Origin of the sequence: Castellaniella sp., from assembly GCF_034007085.1 — a bacterium.
Lineage (GTDB): Bacteria > Pseudomonadota > Gammaproteobacteria > Burkholderiales > Burkholderiaceae_B > Castellaniella.
Genome location: NZ_JAVERO010000010.1, coordinates 1 through 15,416, shown reverse-complemented (window position 1 = coordinate 15,416; position 15,416 = coordinate 1). Strand labels below are relative to the sequence as shown.

Here is a 15,416-nt window from a genome sequence, read left to right as displayed (position 1 = left end):
CCGGCATTCGGGGGGTCCAATGGGCTTGTGAAAAATCCAAAAGATTTTTGCGACCATGACACAGACACCGCTGAAGTTCTACGTGCCCGAACCCTCGGGGCGTCCCGGTCAGGCGACCGACTTTTCCTATCTGCGCCTGCAGCCCGCCGGGGCGGCGCGCAAACCCCCCATCGACATTGCGCCCTACGACACCCGCGACCTGGCCATGGGGCTGATCCGCGTGCTCGATGACCAGGGCGATGCCCAGGGCCCATGGGCCGAAGACCCGCCCGACGACGAATTGCTGCGCCGTGGCCTGCGCGCCATGGTGACGACGCGGATCTTCGATGCGCGCATGGTCATCGCCCAGCGGCAGAAAAAGACGTCTTTCTACATGCAGTGCCTGGGGGAAGAAGCCATTGCCATCGGCCAGTCGCTGGCACTGCGCGATGGCGACATGCATTTTCCGTCCTATCGCCAGCAGGGTCTGCTCATCGCGCAGGACTACCCCCTGTTCGACATGATGTGCCAGATCTTTTCCAACGATCAGGACCCGCTCAAGGGCCGCCAGCTGCCGGTGCTGTATTCGGTGCCGGAAAAAGGCTTTTTCACCCTGTCGGGCAATCTGGGTACACAGATGCCCCAGGCGGTGGGCTGGGCCATGGCATCGGCCATCAAGGGCGATACCCGCATCGCCTGCGGCTGGATCGGCGATGGCGCCACGGCCGAATCGGACTACCAGACGGCGCTGCTGTTCGCGCACGTGTATCGGGCACCGGTGATCCTCAACGTGATCAACAACCAGTGGGCGATTTCCACCTTCCAGTCCGTTGCGGGGGGCGAGGGCATCACGCTGGCGGCGCGCGGCATCGGTTCGAACGTGGCCTCGCTGCGGGTGGACGGCAATGATTTCCTGGCCGTCTACGCCGTGTCCCGCTGGGCCGCCGAACGGGCGCGCAACAACCATGGCGCCACCCTGATCGAATGGATCAGCTACCGGGCCGGGCCGCATTCCACATCCGATGATCCGTCCAAGTACCGGCCGGCCGATGACTGGTCGCGCTTCCCGTTGGGCGATCCGATCGTGCGCTTGAAGGACCACATGATCAAGCGTGGGATCTGGTCTGAAAAAGAACACCAGGAATTGCAGAAATCCTGCGAGGCCGAAATCGTCGCCGCCCAGAAAAAGGCCGAATCCCACGGCACGTTGGCCACGGGGCGCACCAGCAGCGTAGCGACCATGTTCGAAGACGTATACAAGGACATGCCGGTCCACTTGCGCCGGCAGCGCCAGGAACTGGGGGTGTGAGCATGGCACAGGAAAAAACCAAGACCCGTCCCATGACGATGATCCAGGCCCTGCGTTCGGCCATGGACGTCATGCTGGAACGGGACGACAACGTCGTCGTGTTTGGCGAAGACGTGGGCTATTTTGGCGGCGTATTCCGCTGCACGGAAGGCCTGCAGGCCAAATATGGCGCCGCGCGCGTGTTCGATGCGCCGATTTCCGAAAGCGGCATCGTGGCGGCGGCCATCGGCATGGGGGCCTATGGCCTGAGGCCGGTGGTCGAAATCCAGTTTGCCGATTATTTCTATCCGGCCGCCGATCAGATCTTTTCCGAAGCCGCGCGCCTGCGCTACCGCTCGGCGGGCGGCTACACCGCGCCGCTGACCATCCGCATGCCCTGCGGCGGCGGGATCTTCGGCGGCCAGACCCACAGCCAGAGCCCCGAAGCCCTGTTCACGCACGTGGCCGGCCTGCGCACCGTCATGCCGTCCAACCCCTATGACGCCAAGGGCCTGCTGATCAGTTCCATCGAAAATGATGATCCGGTCATCTTCCTGGAACCCAAGCGCCTGTACAACGGTCCGTTCGACGGTCACCACGACCAGCCGGTCGTCCCCTGGTCCAAGCACCCGCTGGGCAATGTGCCCGAAGGCTACTACACCGTGCCGCTGGATTCGGCCGCGCTGTACCGCGAAGGCCGGGAACTGACCGTGCTGACCTACGGCACCATGGTGTACGTGGCCGAGGTCGCGGCCCGCGAGGCCGGCATCGAGGCCGATATCCTCGATCTGCGCAGCCTCTGGCCGCTGGACCTGGATGCCATCCTGAATTCGGTGCGCAAGACCGGCCGCTGCGTGGTGCTGCACGAGGCCACCCGCACCAGCGGTTTCGGCGCCGAACTGTGCGCCCTGGTCCAGGAACACTGTTTCTATCATCTGGAGGCCCCCGTGGAACGCATCACGGGGTGGGACACGCCGTATCCCCATTCGCATGAATGGGCTTACTTTCCCGGCCCCAAGCGGGTCGCGGAGGCGTTCAAGCGCGTGTTCCGGGAGGCATAATGGGTATCCACATCATCAAGATGCCGGACATCGGCGAAGGCATCGCAGAAGTCGAACTGGTCGAATGGCATGTCCAGGCGGGCGATGCCGTGGTCGAGGACCAGATCCTGGCCGACGTCATGACCGACAAGGCCACCGTTCAGGTGCCGTCCCCGGTGCATGGGCGCGTCATGTCGCTGGGCGGCAAGGTCGGCGACGTCATGGCGGTGGGTTCGGAACTCATCCGCCTGGAAGTCCAAGGCGAGGGCAACGAAGCCACGGTGGGATCGACATCGCGCGCGGCGGCACCTGCGCCCGCCGCTGCGGCACCCGTCGAACCAGCGCCCGCGCCCGCCGCGCCCCAGCCCGTCGCTGCGGCAGCCATCGAACCCGCTCCGGCGCCGGCCGCCGCGTCTGGCGGGGCGATGCCGCACGCCGCCTCGCATGCGCCGGCCCGCCCCGAAGGCCAGCGTCCGCTGGCCTCGCCGGCTGTGCGCCGCCGGGCCTGGGACCTGGGCATCACCCTGCAATATGTCCCTGGTACCGGCCCTGCGGGGCGGATCACGCACGGCGACCTGGATGCCTGGCTGGCGCGTGACCGCAATGCAACGTCCAATCGCACCACCGGGTCGCTCTACGCGGCCCAGCACCAGGAAACCGAAGTCCCCGTCATCGGCCTGCGGCGCAAGATCGCGCAGAAAATGCAGGAATCCAAACGTCGCATCCCGCATTTCACCTATGTCGAGGAAATCGACGTGACCGAACTGGAATCGCTGCGGGCGCGCCTGAATGCCGTGCACAGCGCGGCACGCGGCAAGCTGACCCTGCTGCCTTTCCTGGCGCGTGCCATGGTGCTGGCCTTGCGCGAATTTCCGCAGATCAATGCCCGCTACGACGATGAGGCCGGCGTGGTGACCCAGTACGGGGCCGTGCATCTGGGCGTGGCGGCGCAGACCCCGTCGGGCCTGATGGTGCCGGTGCTGCATCACGCCGAAACCCTGGATCTCTGGTCCTGCGCGGCCGAGGTCGCGCGCCTGGCCGAGGCCGCCCGCCAGGGCAAGGCGGCACGTGACGAACTGACCGGCTCGACCATCACCCTGACCAGCCTGGGGGCGCTCGGAGGCATCGTGTCCACCCCGGTCATCAATCATCCGGAAGTCGCCATCGTCGGCGTCAACCGCGTGGTCGAACGCCCCGTGTTCCAGGAAGGCCGGGTCGTGGCGCGCAAGCTCATGAACCTGTCCTCGTCCTTCGATCATCGTGTGGTCGACGGCATGCATGCCGCCGAGTTCATCCAGTGCATCCGGCGCTATCTGGAGTGCCCGGCGCTCCTGTTCGTGGAGTAAGCAGCATGGCCAATCCCCTCAATACCACCTTGCTCATCATCGGCGGCGGCCCTGGCGGCTACGTGGCGGCCATCCGTGCCGGCCAGCTGGGCATCCCCACCGTGCTGGTCGAAGGCGCCGCCCTGGGCGGCACCTGCCTGAACATCGGCTGCATTCCTTCCAAGGCGCTGATCCACGTGGCCGAACAGTTTCACGCGCTGCAGGGCCATGCCGCTGATGCAGCGCTGGGCATCCGCGTCCAGCCGCCCGAACTCGATCTGGCGCGCAGCATTGCCTGGAAGGACGGCATCGTCAAGAAACTGACCGCAGGCGTCGGCGCGCTGCTGAAAAAGCACAAGGTCACGGTCGTCCAGGGCTGGGCGCGGATCGTCGATGGCAAGACCGTGGATGTCGATCCGGTCGCCAAAGGCAAGGCCGGCGCGCCCCAGCGCATCCGCTGCGAACACCTGCTGCTGGCCACTGGGTCGGAACCGGCCGCGCTGCCTTTCATGCCTTTCGGCGGCCCGGTGATTTCCTCGACCGAGGCCCTGGCACCCAAAAAGCTGCCCAAATCCCTGGCCATCGTCGGTGCCGGCTACATCGGCCTGGAACTGGGGACGGTCTATCGCAAACTGGGCGTGAAGGTCGATGTGATCGAGGCCCAGGACCGCATCCTGCCGGCCTATGATGCCGATCTGGTCAAGCCGGTGCACACTGCGCTGAAAGCCCTGGGCGTGGGCCTGCACGTGCAGACCCAGGTCCTGGGCCTGACTGACGACGGCAAGGGCCTGCGGGTCCAGTCGGGCCGGACCGAGGACGTGCTGCCCGCCCAGCAGGTGCTGGTGGCCGTCGGCCGCAAGCCCCGCAGCCGGGGGTTCGGGCTCAGTTCCCTGATGCTCGACATGGACGGCCTGGCCGTCCGGGTGGACGATCGCTGCCGTACGTCCATGACCGGCGTCTGGGCGATCGGCGACCTGACGGGCGAGCCCATGCTGGCGCATCGCGCCATGGCCCAGGGCGAATGCGTGGCCGAGCAGATCGCCGGCCGGACGCGGCGCTTCGTGCCGGCGGCGATTCCGGCCGTGTGTTTCACCGATCCGGAAGTCGTCACGGCAGGACTGTCGCCGCAGCAGGCGGCCCAGGCGGGCATCGACGCCATCGACGCGTCTTTTCCGCTGGCGGCCAATGGCCGGGCGCTGACGCTGGAATCCACCGACGGCTTCGTGCGGGTCGTGGCACGGCGCGACAATCACCTGATCCTGGGCTGGCAGGCCGTGGGGCGGGGGGTGTCCGAATTCGCCGCCGCCTTTGGCCAGTCCATCGAAATGGGCGCGCGGCTGGAGGACGTCGGCCACACGATCCACGCGCATCCGACCCAGGGCGAGGCGATCCAGGAAGCCGCCCTGCGGGCGCTGGGGCAGGCGCTGCACGTCTGAACCGGGCAGGCCCGGGCCATCGGGCGCGGCAGCCTTGGGGGCTTGCCGCGTCATGGCATGGTTAAATACCAGGGTCCGTCCGACACGAGGTGCCGTCATGTCTTCCGTTTCTCCCGTCGCCCGTACCCGCCCGGCTGGCGAACCCCGCCTGGATTTTGTCACCTGCGCCAGCCCGGCAGGCCTGCATCGCATGGCGTATTGGGAATGGGGCGATCCGGACAATGATCGGGTCCTGCTCTGTGTGCACGGGCTGACCCGCACCGGGCGGGACTTCGACCCGCTGGCGTGCGCGCTCGACCGGGAATACCGGGTGGTCTGCCCGGATGTCGTCGGGCGCGGGCGTTCGGACTGGCTGATCGATCCCAACGGTTACGTGATTCCCCAATATGTGGCCGACATGCTGACGCTGCTGGCCCGCTTGCGGCCAGCACGCCTGGACTGGGTTGGCACGTCCATGGGCGGGTTGATCGGCCTGGGGCTGGCGGGCATGGCGACGATGTCGCCCGCCTTGCGTCCTGCGCGGGGGCCGGGGGGGCTGGGCGCGGTGGCTGACGTACCGCTGGGCCGCATGGTGTTCAATGACATCGGACCGGCACTGGATGCGAGCGGCCTGGCGCGGATCGGCGCATACGTCGGCCAGGCACTGCGCTTTGATCGGTTCGAGCAGGCGGTGGACTATGTGCGGACCGTATCCGCCGGTTTCGGGCCGCATGATCCAGCCGGCTGGCGCGCCTTGACCGAACATGTGTTCGTCGAGCAGAACGGACAGTGGATCAAGCACTATGACTTGCGCCTGGCCCAGCCTTTTGCCCTGCAGACGCCCGAGGCCACGACCGCCGCCGAGGCCCTGCTGTGGCAGGCCTGGGATCATCTGCCCGTGCCATCCCTGATCCTGCGCGGCGCGCAGTCCGACATCCTGACGCAGGATGCCGCGCGGCGCATGACGGAACGCAATCCGCGCGCGCGTCTGGTGGAATTCGATGGCGTGGGGCATGCGCCCACCTTGCGCACGGACGCGCAGATCGCCGCCGTGCGCGATTTCCTGCTCGCCCCCTGATCCTGCCGCGACCCGAGGCCGTCCCCGACTGCGCCTCTGGCGCATCGAAGCCATGTCCCTGAATATCGACCTGCACAGCCATTCATCCTGTTCCGACGGCGTCCTGCCGCCTGCCCAGGTGGCTGCCCGCGCACATGCGCAGGGCGTGGACTGGTGGTCGCTGAGCGACCATGACGAAACGTCCGGTCTGGCGGAAGCGGCTGCGGCGGCGCGCGCACTGGGTCTGGGCTTCATCCCGGGGGTGGAAATTTCCGTCACGTTCTGCGAACGCACGATCCATGTGCTGGGCCTGCACATCGATCCGGACCAGCCTGACCTGAACGCCGGCCTGGCCGGCATCCGCCGCAGCCGCTTCGAACGGGCCGGCGAAATCGCCGAACGGCTGCGGGATTGCGGCATCGACGGCGCCTACGAAGGCGCCCTGCGGCATGTGGACAATCCGGATCTGATCAGCCGCGTGCATTTCGCCCGCCACCTGCTGGAACAAGGGCATTGCAAGTCCTTGCAGCAGGCGTTCGACCGTTACCTGGGCGAGGGCAAGCGGGCCTTCGTCCCGACGCGCTGGCCCAGCCTGGAATCGGCCGTGGCCTGGATCCGTGCCGCCAGCGGCAAGGCCGTGATTGCCCACCCTGGGCGCTATCGCTACACACCGCTGCAGTTCGATGCACTGTTCGATGCATTCAAGGCCCTGGGCGGCAGCGGCCTGGAGGTCGTCTCCAGCGGCCATACGCCAGCCCAGTGCGATCATTACGCCCGTGTGGCGCAGGCCTATGGTTTCGAGGCCTCGCGCGGTTCGGATTTTCACGCGCCAGGGACTCCTCGCGCCGAACTGGGCCGGGTGCCACCGCTGCCCGATGGCCTGGTCCCGGTCTGGCGGGACTGGATCTAATGTGAACTGGCCCTATTGGAGCATGCCATGAACAAGGCTTTCGTCAAGGAATCGGACCACGAAGAGGACGATGACCTGCCCGAATCCCACGCCCTGCCAGCCGGCGCCAAGAACTACATGACGGCCACCGGCTACCGGGCGTTGAACGATGAACTGATGCGTCTGATGAACGTCGAACGGCCCGAGGTCGTGTCCGTCGTGTCCTGGGCGGCATCCAACGGCGACCGGTCGGAAAACGGCGATTATCTGTACGGCAAGAAGCGGTTGCGGGAAATCGACCGGCGCATCCGCTACCTGACGCGGCGGCTGGAATCGGCCGAGGTCGTGGACCCTGCGCAGCAGCCCAACCGCGACCAGGTGTTCTTTGGCGCGACCGTGCGCTATTGCGACAGCCGGGGCGAGGAATTCACCGTCACCATCGTCGGCGTGGACGAGGCCGAACCCCTGGCCGGCAGGATCAGCTGGATTTCGCCTGTGGCCCGCGCACTCATCAAGGCGCACGAAGGCGATACCGTGACCTTGCGCACGCCCGCCGGGATCGAAGAACTCGACATCCTGGACGTTCGCTATCCGGACCCCTGAAGGCGGCTAAAATAGACGGTTTCCCATGCCTTCGAGCCGTCTCGCCGTGACTACCGTCCTGATCATCCCCGGTTCATCCGTTCTGTCCGATTTTCGCCGGGAACGCCTGCTGCGCCGCCTGGCCGCCCGGAACCTGCCCGTGAGCGACATCCATGCGCAGGCGTGCCATTTCATCGGGCTCGACGGCGCGCTCGATGAAGCAGGGCAGGCCCGCCTGCAGGCGCTGCTGGACGATGGCCGCGCGATACCCGCCCCGGTCACTGAACGGCACGCGGCACGTTTCCTGGTGATTCCGCGCCTGGGGACGATTTCCCCCTGGGCCAGCAAGGCAACCGATATCGCCCGCCATTGCGGCCTGCCGCAGGTGCACCGCATCGAACGCGGGGTGCGCTATACCGTCGTGCCGGAGCGCGGTCTGCTGGGCAGCCGCGCACTGGACGCGGACCAGCTGGCCGCCGTGGCCGCCTGTGTGCACGATCGCATGACAGAAACCGTGGTGGACGATGATTTCGATGGCCGGGCGCTGTTTGCCCCGCTGGCCGGTCAGCCTGTCCAGACCGTGCCCGTGCTGGCCCAGGGACGTGCCGCCCTGGAAGCCTGCAACGCGGACCTGGGGCTCGCGTTGTCGGACGATGAGATCGACTATCTGCTGCGTGCCTATGGCGACCTGGGGCGCGACCCCACCGATGTCGAACTGATGATGTTCGCCCAGGCCAACAGCGAACACTGCCGCCACAAGATCTTCAACGCCCACTGGACGGTGGACGGCCAGGCCCAGGCGCACACACTGTTCGACATGATCCGTGCCACCCACGCCGCCCAGCCCGAAGGCACGGTCGTCGCCTATTCGGACAATGCCGCCATCATGGCCGGTGGGCCGGCGCGGGTCTTTCATGCAGGCGATGCCGGCGACACCGTGTATCGACGCCACGATCTCGTGGCCCACACGCTGATGAAGGTCGAAACGCACAACCACCCGACGGCCATTGCGCCTTTCCCGGGCGCGGCAACCGGCGCGGGCGGCGAAATCCGCGACGAGGGCGCGACCGGACGCGGATCCAAGCCCAAGGCAGGGCTGACCGGCTTCACCGTCTCGAACCTGCGCGTGGACGACGCCATTGAACCCTGGGAAGATGCCGGTGGTGCGCCCGGGCGCATCGCCACGCCGCTGGACATCATGATCGAAGGCCCGATTGGCGGGGCGGCGTTCAACAATGAATTCGGCCGCCCGAACCTGCTGGGCTATTTCCGCAGTTTCGAGCAAGCGGTGGACGGCACCCGCTGGGGTTATCACAAGCCCATCATGCTGGCTGGCGGCCTGGGCCAGATCGATGCGCAGCTGACGCACAAGGACCCGCTGCCGCCGGGCGCGCTGCTGGTGCAGCTGGGCGGCCCGGGCATGCGCATCGGCATGGGCGGCGGCGCGGCTTCCAGCATGGGGGCAGGCACCAACCAGGCCGAACTCGATTTCGATTCCGTGCAGCGCGGCAACCCCGAAATGCAGCGCCGCGCCCAGGAGGTCATCGACCGCTGCTGGCAGCAGGGCCAATCCAATCCCCTCCTGGCAATTCACGACGTCGGGGCGGGCGGCCTGTCCAATGCGTTCCCCGAACTGGTCAACGACGCGGGCCGTGGCGCGCAATTCGAATTGCGGCGCGTGCCCCTGGAAGAATCCGGCCTGTCGCCCGCCGAGATCTGGAGCAACGAATCCCAGGAACGCTACGTGCTGGCCATCCGTCCCGAGGACCTGGACCGTTTTGCGCGGATTGCCGATCGTGAACGCTGTCCTTATGCCGTGGTCGGCATCGCCACCGAAGAACGCCGCCTGCGCGTCACCCTGGACGAGGGGCTGCCCGGCCTGGACCGTCCGGCGGGCGAAATCGACCCGGTCGGGCTGCGTCCCGTGGACGTACCGGTGGACGTGATCCTGGGCAAGCCGCCGCGCATGCAGCGCAATGCCGAACGCGCCGCCGTGACCGGCGATCCTCTGGACCTGAGTGGCATCGCGCTGCCCGAGGCCATCGAGCGCGTGCTGCGTCATCCCACCGTGGCCAACAAATCCTTTCTCATCACCATTGGCGATCGTACCGTGGGTGGCCTGACGGCCCGCGACCAGATGGTCGGCCCCTGGCAGGTCCCGGTGGCCGATTGCGCCGTCACCCTGCGCGACTACGAAGGCGTGGCGGGCGAGGCCATGGCCCTGGGCGAGCGCAGCCCGATCGCCGTCCTGAATCCCGCCGCCTCAGGCCGCATGGCCGTGGCCGAGGCGCTGACGAATCTGGCCGCTGCGGGCGTTGCGCGGCTGGAAGACATCAAACTGTCCGCCAACTGGATGGCCGCCTGCGGTGCGCCGGGCCAGGACGCAGCCCTGTACGACACCGTATCGGCCGTCAGCGACTGGTGCCAGCACCTGGGGCTGTCGATCCCGGTAGGCAAGGATTCCCTGTCCATGCGCACCGCCTGGCGCGATGCGTCCGGCGACCATCAGGTCGTGTCCCCGGTGTCCCTGGTGGTCACGGCCTTTGCGCCGGTGGCCGACGTACGCGCCACCCTGACGCCGCAGCTGCGCGATGTGGCGGACGGTTCCGTGCTGCTGCTCATCGACCTGGGCGAAGGCCGCCAACGCCTGGGCGGTTCCGTGCTGGCGCACACCCAGGGCCACATGGGCACGGAAACCCCCGACTTGCGCGACGCGGCCTTGCTGCGAGCCGCTTTCCTGGCGCTGCGTGAACTGGCGGCCCGGGGCTGGATCCTGGCCTGCCATGACCGTTCCGATGGCGGCCTGCTGGCCGCCGCCGCCGAAATGGCGTTTGCCGGTCGCCTGGGCGTGTCCCTGAACCTGGACATGCTGACCATCGACCCGCACACCGCCGATGCCGGGGATTACAAGATCCGCGCCGAACAGGTGGCCGTCCAGCATCACGAACGCAATCTGGCCGCCCTGTTCAACGAAGAAGCCGGCTGGCTGCTGCAGGTACCGCGCGCGCATCGTGACGAAGTCCTGCGCCATCTGCGCCAGGCGGGCCTGGCGCACTGCACCCACGTGGTCGGCATGCCCAATGCGCGCGGGGAACTGCAGGTCTTCCGTGACGGCGCCATCATCTACCAGCGCCCCCTGGCCGAACTCGGCCAGATCTGGAGCGAGACCACGCGCCGCATCATGGCCCGCCGGGACCACCCCGGCTGCGCCCAGGCCGAATACGACACCTGGCTGGATACCGAGGATCCGGGCCTGTCGCCGCGTGTGGATTTCGATCCCCAGGACGATGTGGCCGCGCCTTTCATCGCCACCGGCGTGCGCCCGCGCATCGCCATCCTGCGCGAACAGGGCTGCAACAGCCAGGTCGAAATGGCCTGGGCCTTTGATGTGGCGGGTTTCGAGGCCGTGGACGTGCATATGACCGACCTGCTGGCCGGGCGGATCCGCCTGGATGGCATGAACGGCCTGGTGGCCGTGGGCGGGTTCAGCTATGGCGACGTGCTGGGCGCGGGCGAGGGCTGGGCGCGCACCATTCGTTTCAATGCGGCGCTGGCCGATCAGTTTGGCGCTTTCTTCGCCCGGCCGGACAGTTTCGCGCTGGGCGTGTGCAATGGCTGCCAGATGATGGCCGCGCTGGCCGATTTCATCCCGGGTGCGGATGCCTGGCCACGCTTTACCCGCAATGTCTCCGAAAAATACGAGGCACGCCTGTCGCTGGTCGAAATCCTGGATTCCCCATCGATTTTCTTTTCCGGCATGGCCGGCACGCGCGCGCCCATCGCCGTGGCGCATGGCGAAGGATTCGCCGATTTCAGCCGCCAGGGCGATGCCGCCCGGGTCGTGGAAGCCATGGCGTTTGTCGACAACCGGGGCGCGCGCACCGAATCCTATCCGGCCAATCCCAACGGCAGCCCGGCCGGCCTGACGGCAGTGACCACCGCCGATGGCCGCTACACCGTCATGATGCCGCACCCGGAACGCGTCACCCGCAACGTCATGATGTCCTGGCACCCGGAACGCTGGGGCCTGGCCGACCGGGGAGGGGACGAGACCGCACATGGGGGCTACACGCCGTGGATGCGCATGTTCCGCAATGCGCGGGCCCACCTCGCCTGAGGCGCTATAATCGATCTTTGTGCGGAGTTCATCCATGCGTCTGATCAAAAAAGCCCTGACCTTCGACGACGTTCTTCTGGTCCCGGCCTTTTCCCAGGTCCTGCCGCGCGATACGCGCCTCGTCACGCAGCTGACCCGGGGCATCCAGCTCAACATCCCGCTCGTGTCCGCAGCCATGGACACCGTGACCGAATCACGCCTGGCCATCGCCATGGCCCAGGAAGGCGGCATCGGCATCGTCCATAAAAACCTCAGCGCCGACGAACAGGCGCGCGAGGTCGCGCGTGTCAAGCGCCACGAATTCGGCATCGTCATCGACCCGGTCACCGTCACCCCCACGATGAAGGTGCGCGATGCCATCGCGCTGCAGCGCCAGCATGGCATTTCCGGCCTGCCGGTGGTCGAAGGCGGCAAGCTGGTCGGCATCGTCACCAATCGCGACCTGCGCTTCGAAGACCGCCTGGACGTCTCCCTGCGCGAAGTCATGACGCCGCAGGACCGCCTGGTCACCCTGACCGAAGGCGCCACGCTCGAAGAAGCCCAGGCGCTGATGCATCGCCACCGCCTGGAACGCGTCCTGATCGTCAACGACAAATTCCAGCTGCGCGGCCTGGCCACGGTCAAGGACATCGTCAAGAACACCGAACACCCCCTGGCCAGCAAGGACGCCCAGGGCCAGTTGCGCGTCGGCGCCGCCGTCGGCGTGTCCGATGGCACGGACGAACGGGTCGAAAAACTCGCTGCTGCGGGTGTGGACGTGATCGTGGTCGATACCGCCCATGGCCATTCCGCCGGTGTGATCGAGCGTGTCCGCTGGGTCAAAAAACACTATCCCAACATCCAGGTCATCGGCGGCAACATCGCCACCGCCGCCGCTGCGCGTGCGCTGGTGGATGCCGGCGCCGATGCGGTCAAGGTCGGCATCGGCCCAGGTTCCATCTGCACCACCCGCGTCGTGGCCGGGGTGGGCGTGCCGCAGATCACCGCCATCGCCGACGTGGCCCAGGCCCTGGAAGGCACCGGCGTGCCCCTGATTGCCGACGGCGGCATCCGCTATTCCGGCGACGTCGCCAAGGCCCTGGCCGCAGGCGCGTCCACCTGCATGATGGGCGGCATGTTCGCCGGCACCGAAGAAGCCCCCGGCGAAGTCGTGCTGTTCCAGGGGCGTTCATACAAATCCTATCGCGGCATGGGCAGCCTGGGCGCCATGGCGGACGGCTCCGCCGATCGCTATTTCCAGGATCCCAGCAACAACGTCGACAAACTGGTCCCCGAAGGCATCGAGGCCCGCGTGCCCTACAAGGGCAGCGTCATCGCCATCATCTACCAACTGGTGGGCGGCATCCGGGCGTCCATGGGCTATTGTGGCTGCGCCACGATCGCCGACCTGCATGCCCAGGCCGAATTCGTGGAAATCACCGCTGCCGGGGTGCGTGAATCGCACGTCCACGACGTGCAGATCACCAAGGAAGCCCCCAACTACCGGGCGGACTGATCGGCATGCCGGGCGCTGTATCGGCCCCCGGCACCGCTGGCGCGCCTGCCGCGCCGGCGGGCGCCGTCTAATGCTGCGCCTTTGATCGGCTGGCCGGGGCCTGACCCGTGGCCTGCAGCCGCAGGATCGGGACGGCGCCTGCCAGCAAGCCCAGCGCGCCCAGCACCAGGGCGAATTCCAGCGATGCGCCGAACCCCGTGTGCGTCAGGCTGAAGAAAATCGGGCCGATCAGCTGGCCCAGGGCAAACGAAGCCGTCATCGCCGCCATCTGGCGCTTGGCGCCGGCCTGGCCAACGGCGACCTGGGCTTCCTGCAGGCCGACCATCGTGATCACCATGAATGTGCTGCCCACACAGCAGGCGGCCAGCAGGATCGCCGGCAGCGCATGCCATACGGCGGGTGCCAGCACGCCCACCGCCATCACCACCTGGGCGCCGGCCCAGATCTGCGGTCGGGTGTAGCGGCGCGCCAGGCGGCTGGCCACCACTGTGGATACTGCGCCTGCCAGGCCGAAGACCGGCCAGGCCAGGCTGAACAGCCAGGGGTCCGGCACCAGCAGCCGCGCCTGGGCCGGCAGGAACGTGGCCGGCAGGATATAGCCGAAGCCATAGACCCCATAGCACAGGATCAGGCCCCAGTGCAGGGGCGGGGCGGCATCGGCCGAGACGCTGTAGGCCGGATCCTGTGCCATGGCTGCCCGGGCGGGCGAGGGTGGGGACGTAGTGCCTGCCGTATCTGGAGCTGCGGCGGGCGGTGCGATTGCGCCGGCATCTTGCGGGGTTTCTGGGGTCCGCCACAGCATCGATGCCCCCAGCAGTCCGCCCAGGGCCGCAGCGGCCAGCCAGAGCCAGGCGTGCGATGCCGTGGTCCCCGCCAGGGTCAGACCCATGCAGGCCAGCCCGGCAAACGCAATGCCACAGCCCACGCCTGCGAACACCAGACCGCTGCGTTCTGCCTGTCCCGTGGCGTTCAAGCGCGCGATGCACAGGGCCGACGTCCCGATCAGCACCCAGGCGCTGGCCACCCCGGCCAGCAAACGCCACGCCAGCCAGCCCAGCCAATGGCTGTCCAGCCCCATGGCCGCAGTCACCAGCACCACCATCCACAGGCCGAGCCGCAGCAGGGTTGCGGGTGACCAGTTCAAGTGCGTCACCAGCAGCGCGCCCAGCAGATAGCCCAGGTAATTGGCGCTGGCCAACCAGCTGCCTTGCGCCAGGCTCAGGCCCAGGTCGGCCTGCATCATCGGCAGGACGGGAGTGAACGCAAAGCGACCGATTCCCATGGCGACTGCCAGGGCCAGCAGGCCAGCCAGGGGCAGGGGAATACGAAAAGGGTGGGGGGCCATGTCGAGTCGTCTCCTTGAAGCTTCTACTCTTCTACTGTAACGTAATTGCCCTGCCGCGCCGGGACACCCGAGGCATGCCTGGGTTACATTAACGCCTTGAACAGCCCTCCCGATCGCCCATCCATCATGCACCATCAGCGCATTCTCATCCTGGACTACGGTTCACAGGTCACCCAGCTCATTGCCCGCCGCGTGCGCGACACCGGCGTCTATTGCGAAATCCATCCGGGCGACATGACCGACGATTTCATCCGCGAACAACAGGCGCAGGGCCTGAAGGGCATCATCCTGTCGGGTAGCCATGCCTCGGCCTACACCGAAGCATCCCTGAAAGTCCCTGCCGCCGTTTTCCAGGCCGGGGTGCCGGTGCTGGGCATCTGCTATGGCATGCAGTCCATGGCCCTGCAACTGGGTGGTCAGGTGGAATTTTCCGATCATCGTGAATTCGGCTATGCCGAAGTCCGCGCCCATGGTCATACCCGCCTGCTGGCCGGCCTGCAGGATTTCGAGACCCCCGAAGGCCATGGCATGCTCAAGGTCTGGATGAGCCACGGCGACCGCGTCACGGCCTTGCCGCCTGGTTTCAAGCGCATGGCTTCCACGCCGTCCTGCGAGATCGCCGGCATGGCCGACGAGGAACGCGGCTTCTACGCCGTCCAATTCCACCCCGAAGTCACCCACACCGTCCAGGGCCAGGCCATTCTGGAACGCTTCGTCACCGAGATCTGCGGTTGTGCGCGCGATTGGAACATGCCCGACTATGTGGCCGAGGCCGTCGCTCGCATCCGCGAACAGGTTGGGTCCGACGAGGTCATCCTGGGCCTGTCCGGCGGCGTCGATTCTTCCGTGGCCGCCGCCCTGATCCACAAGGCCATCGGTGATCA

At 67.1% G+C, this 15,416-nt stretch carries 11 protein-coding genes; 10 read left to right on the top strand and 1 reads right to left on the bottom strand.

All coding sequences use genetic code 11. The annotated features are described in order from the left end of the window. Positions 1 to 55 precede the first annotated feature (55 nt). The 9 genes from RBR29_RS02115 to guaB all read left to right on the top strand — a co-directional run bounded on the left by RBR29_RS02115 (position 56) and on the right by guaB (position 13,187). Entirely contained in the window at positions 56 to 1,288 is a 1,233-nt protein-coding gene (locus tag RBR29_RS02115) for a 3-methyl-2-oxobutanoate dehydrogenase (2-methylpropanoyl-transferring) subunit alpha (RefSeq protein WP_320346757.1), read from the top strand. 2 nt (positions 1,289 to 1,290) lie between these two features. Beyond that, positions 1,291 to 2,328, top strand: coding sequence for an alpha-ketoacid dehydrogenase subunit beta (locus tag RBR29_RS02110; RefSeq protein ID WP_320346755.1), 1,038 nt, complete (start codon positions 1,291 to 1,293; stop codon positions 2,326 to 2,328). After that, complete coding sequence (locus tag RBR29_RS02105) at positions 2,328 to 3,653, top strand: dihydrolipoamide acetyltransferase family protein (protein ID WP_320346753.1); 1,326 nt, start codon at positions 2,328 to 2,330, stop codon at positions 3,651 to 3,653. The genes RBR29_RS02110 and RBR29_RS02105 overlap by 1 nt, the downstream gene beginning before the upstream one ends. A 5-nt stretch (positions 3,654 to 3,658) precedes the next feature. Then, entirely contained in the window at positions 3,659 to 5,068 is a 1,410-nt protein-coding gene (gene lpdA, locus RBR29_RS02100; RefSeq protein ID WP_320346751.1) for a dihydrolipoyl dehydrogenase, read from the top strand. A 97-nt stretch (positions 5,069 to 5,165) separates the two neighbouring features. Next, positions 5,166 to 6,125: an alpha/beta hydrolase gene (locus RBR29_RS02095; protein WP_320346749.1), complete on the top strand. Its 960-nt coding sequence runs from the start codon at positions 5,166 to 5,168 to the stop codon at positions 6,123 to 6,125. Positions 6,126 to 6,177: 52 nt separating this feature from the next. Further along, positions 6,178 to 7,014 carry a PHP domain-containing protein gene (locus tag RBR29_RS02090; protein WP_320346747.1) on the top strand — a complete coding sequence of 279 codons (837 nt, stop codon included), beginning with the start codon at positions 6,178 to 6,180 and terminating at the stop codon, positions 7,012 to 7,014. Positions 7,015 to 7,041: 27 nt separating this feature from the next. Next, positions 7,042 to 7,596, top strand: a complete 555-nt coding sequence (greB, locus tag RBR29_RS02085) for a transcription elongation factor GreB (RefSeq protein ID WP_320346745.1) — start codon at positions 7,042 to 7,044, stop codon at positions 7,594 to 7,596. A 46-nt stretch (positions 7,597 to 7,642) separates the two neighbouring features. Continuing rightward, positions 7,643 to 11,692: a phosphoribosylformylglycinamidine synthase gene (gene purL, locus RBR29_RS02080; RefSeq protein WP_320346799.1), complete on the top strand. Its 4,050-nt coding sequence runs from the start codon at positions 7,643 to 7,645 to the stop codon at positions 11,690 to 11,692. Between the two features lie 34 nt (positions 11,693 to 11,726). After that, a complete protein-coding gene (gene guaB, locus RBR29_RS02075) occupies positions 11,727 to 13,187 on the top strand; it encodes an IMP dehydrogenase (protein ID WP_320346743.1) in 1,461 nt (486 codons plus the stop codon). Positions 13,188 to 13,254: 67 nt separating this feature from the next. Here the strand turns inward: guaB and RBR29_RS02070 are convergent, their stop codons facing one another. Next, positions 13,255 to 14,532: a YbfB/YjiJ family MFS transporter gene (locus RBR29_RS02070; RefSeq protein ID WP_320346741.1), complete on the bottom strand. Its 1,278-nt coding sequence runs from the start codon at positions 14,530 to 14,532 to the stop codon at positions 13,255 to 13,257. Between the two features lie 126 nt (positions 14,533 to 14,658). On the opposite strand from RBR29_RS02070, the gene guaA reads away from it, so the two are divergent. Further along, on the top strand, positions 14,659 to 15,416 hold a 758-nt coding region (gene guaA / locus RBR29_RS02065), incomplete at its 3' end, for a glutamine-hydrolyzing GMP synthase (protein ID WP_320346739.1).

Excerpts from the sequence above, each read along its gene's own strand:
- RBR29_RS02110 (WP_320346755.1), top strand. The coding sequence starts at position 1,291 with ATGGCACAGGAAAAAACCAAGACCCGTCCCATGACGATGATCCAGGCC.
- RBR29_RS02070 (WP_320346741.1), bottom strand. The coding sequence starts at position 14,532 with ATGGCCCCCCACCCTTTTCGTATTCCCCTGCCCCTGGCTGGCCTGCTG.
- RBR29_RS02090 (WP_320346747.1), top strand. The coding sequence starts at position 6,178 with ATGTCCCTGAATATCGACCTGCACAGCCATTCATCCTGTTCCGACGGC.
- greB (WP_320346745.1), top strand. The coding sequence starts at position 7,042 with ATGAACAAGGCTTTCGTCAAGGAATCGGACCACGAAGAGGACGATGAC.
- guaB (WP_320346743.1), top strand. The coding sequence starts at position 11,727 with ATGCGTCTGATCAAAAAAGCCCTGACCTTCGACGACGTTCTTCTGGTC.
- lpdA (WP_320346751.1), top strand. The coding sequence starts at position 3,659 with ATGGCCAATCCCCTCAATACCACCTTGCTCATCATCGGCGGCGGCCCT.
- RBR29_RS02105 (WP_320346753.1), top strand. The coding sequence starts at position 2,328 with ATGGGTATCCACATCATCAAGATGCCGGACATCGGCGAAGGCATCGCA.
- RBR29_RS02095 (WP_320346749.1), top strand. The coding sequence starts at position 5,166 with ATGTCTTCCGTTTCTCCCGTCGCCCGTACCCGCCCGGCTGGCGAACCC.
- RBR29_RS02115 (WP_320346757.1), top strand. The coding sequence starts at position 56 with ATGACACAGACACCGCTGAAGTTCTACGTGCCCGAACCCTCGGGGCGT.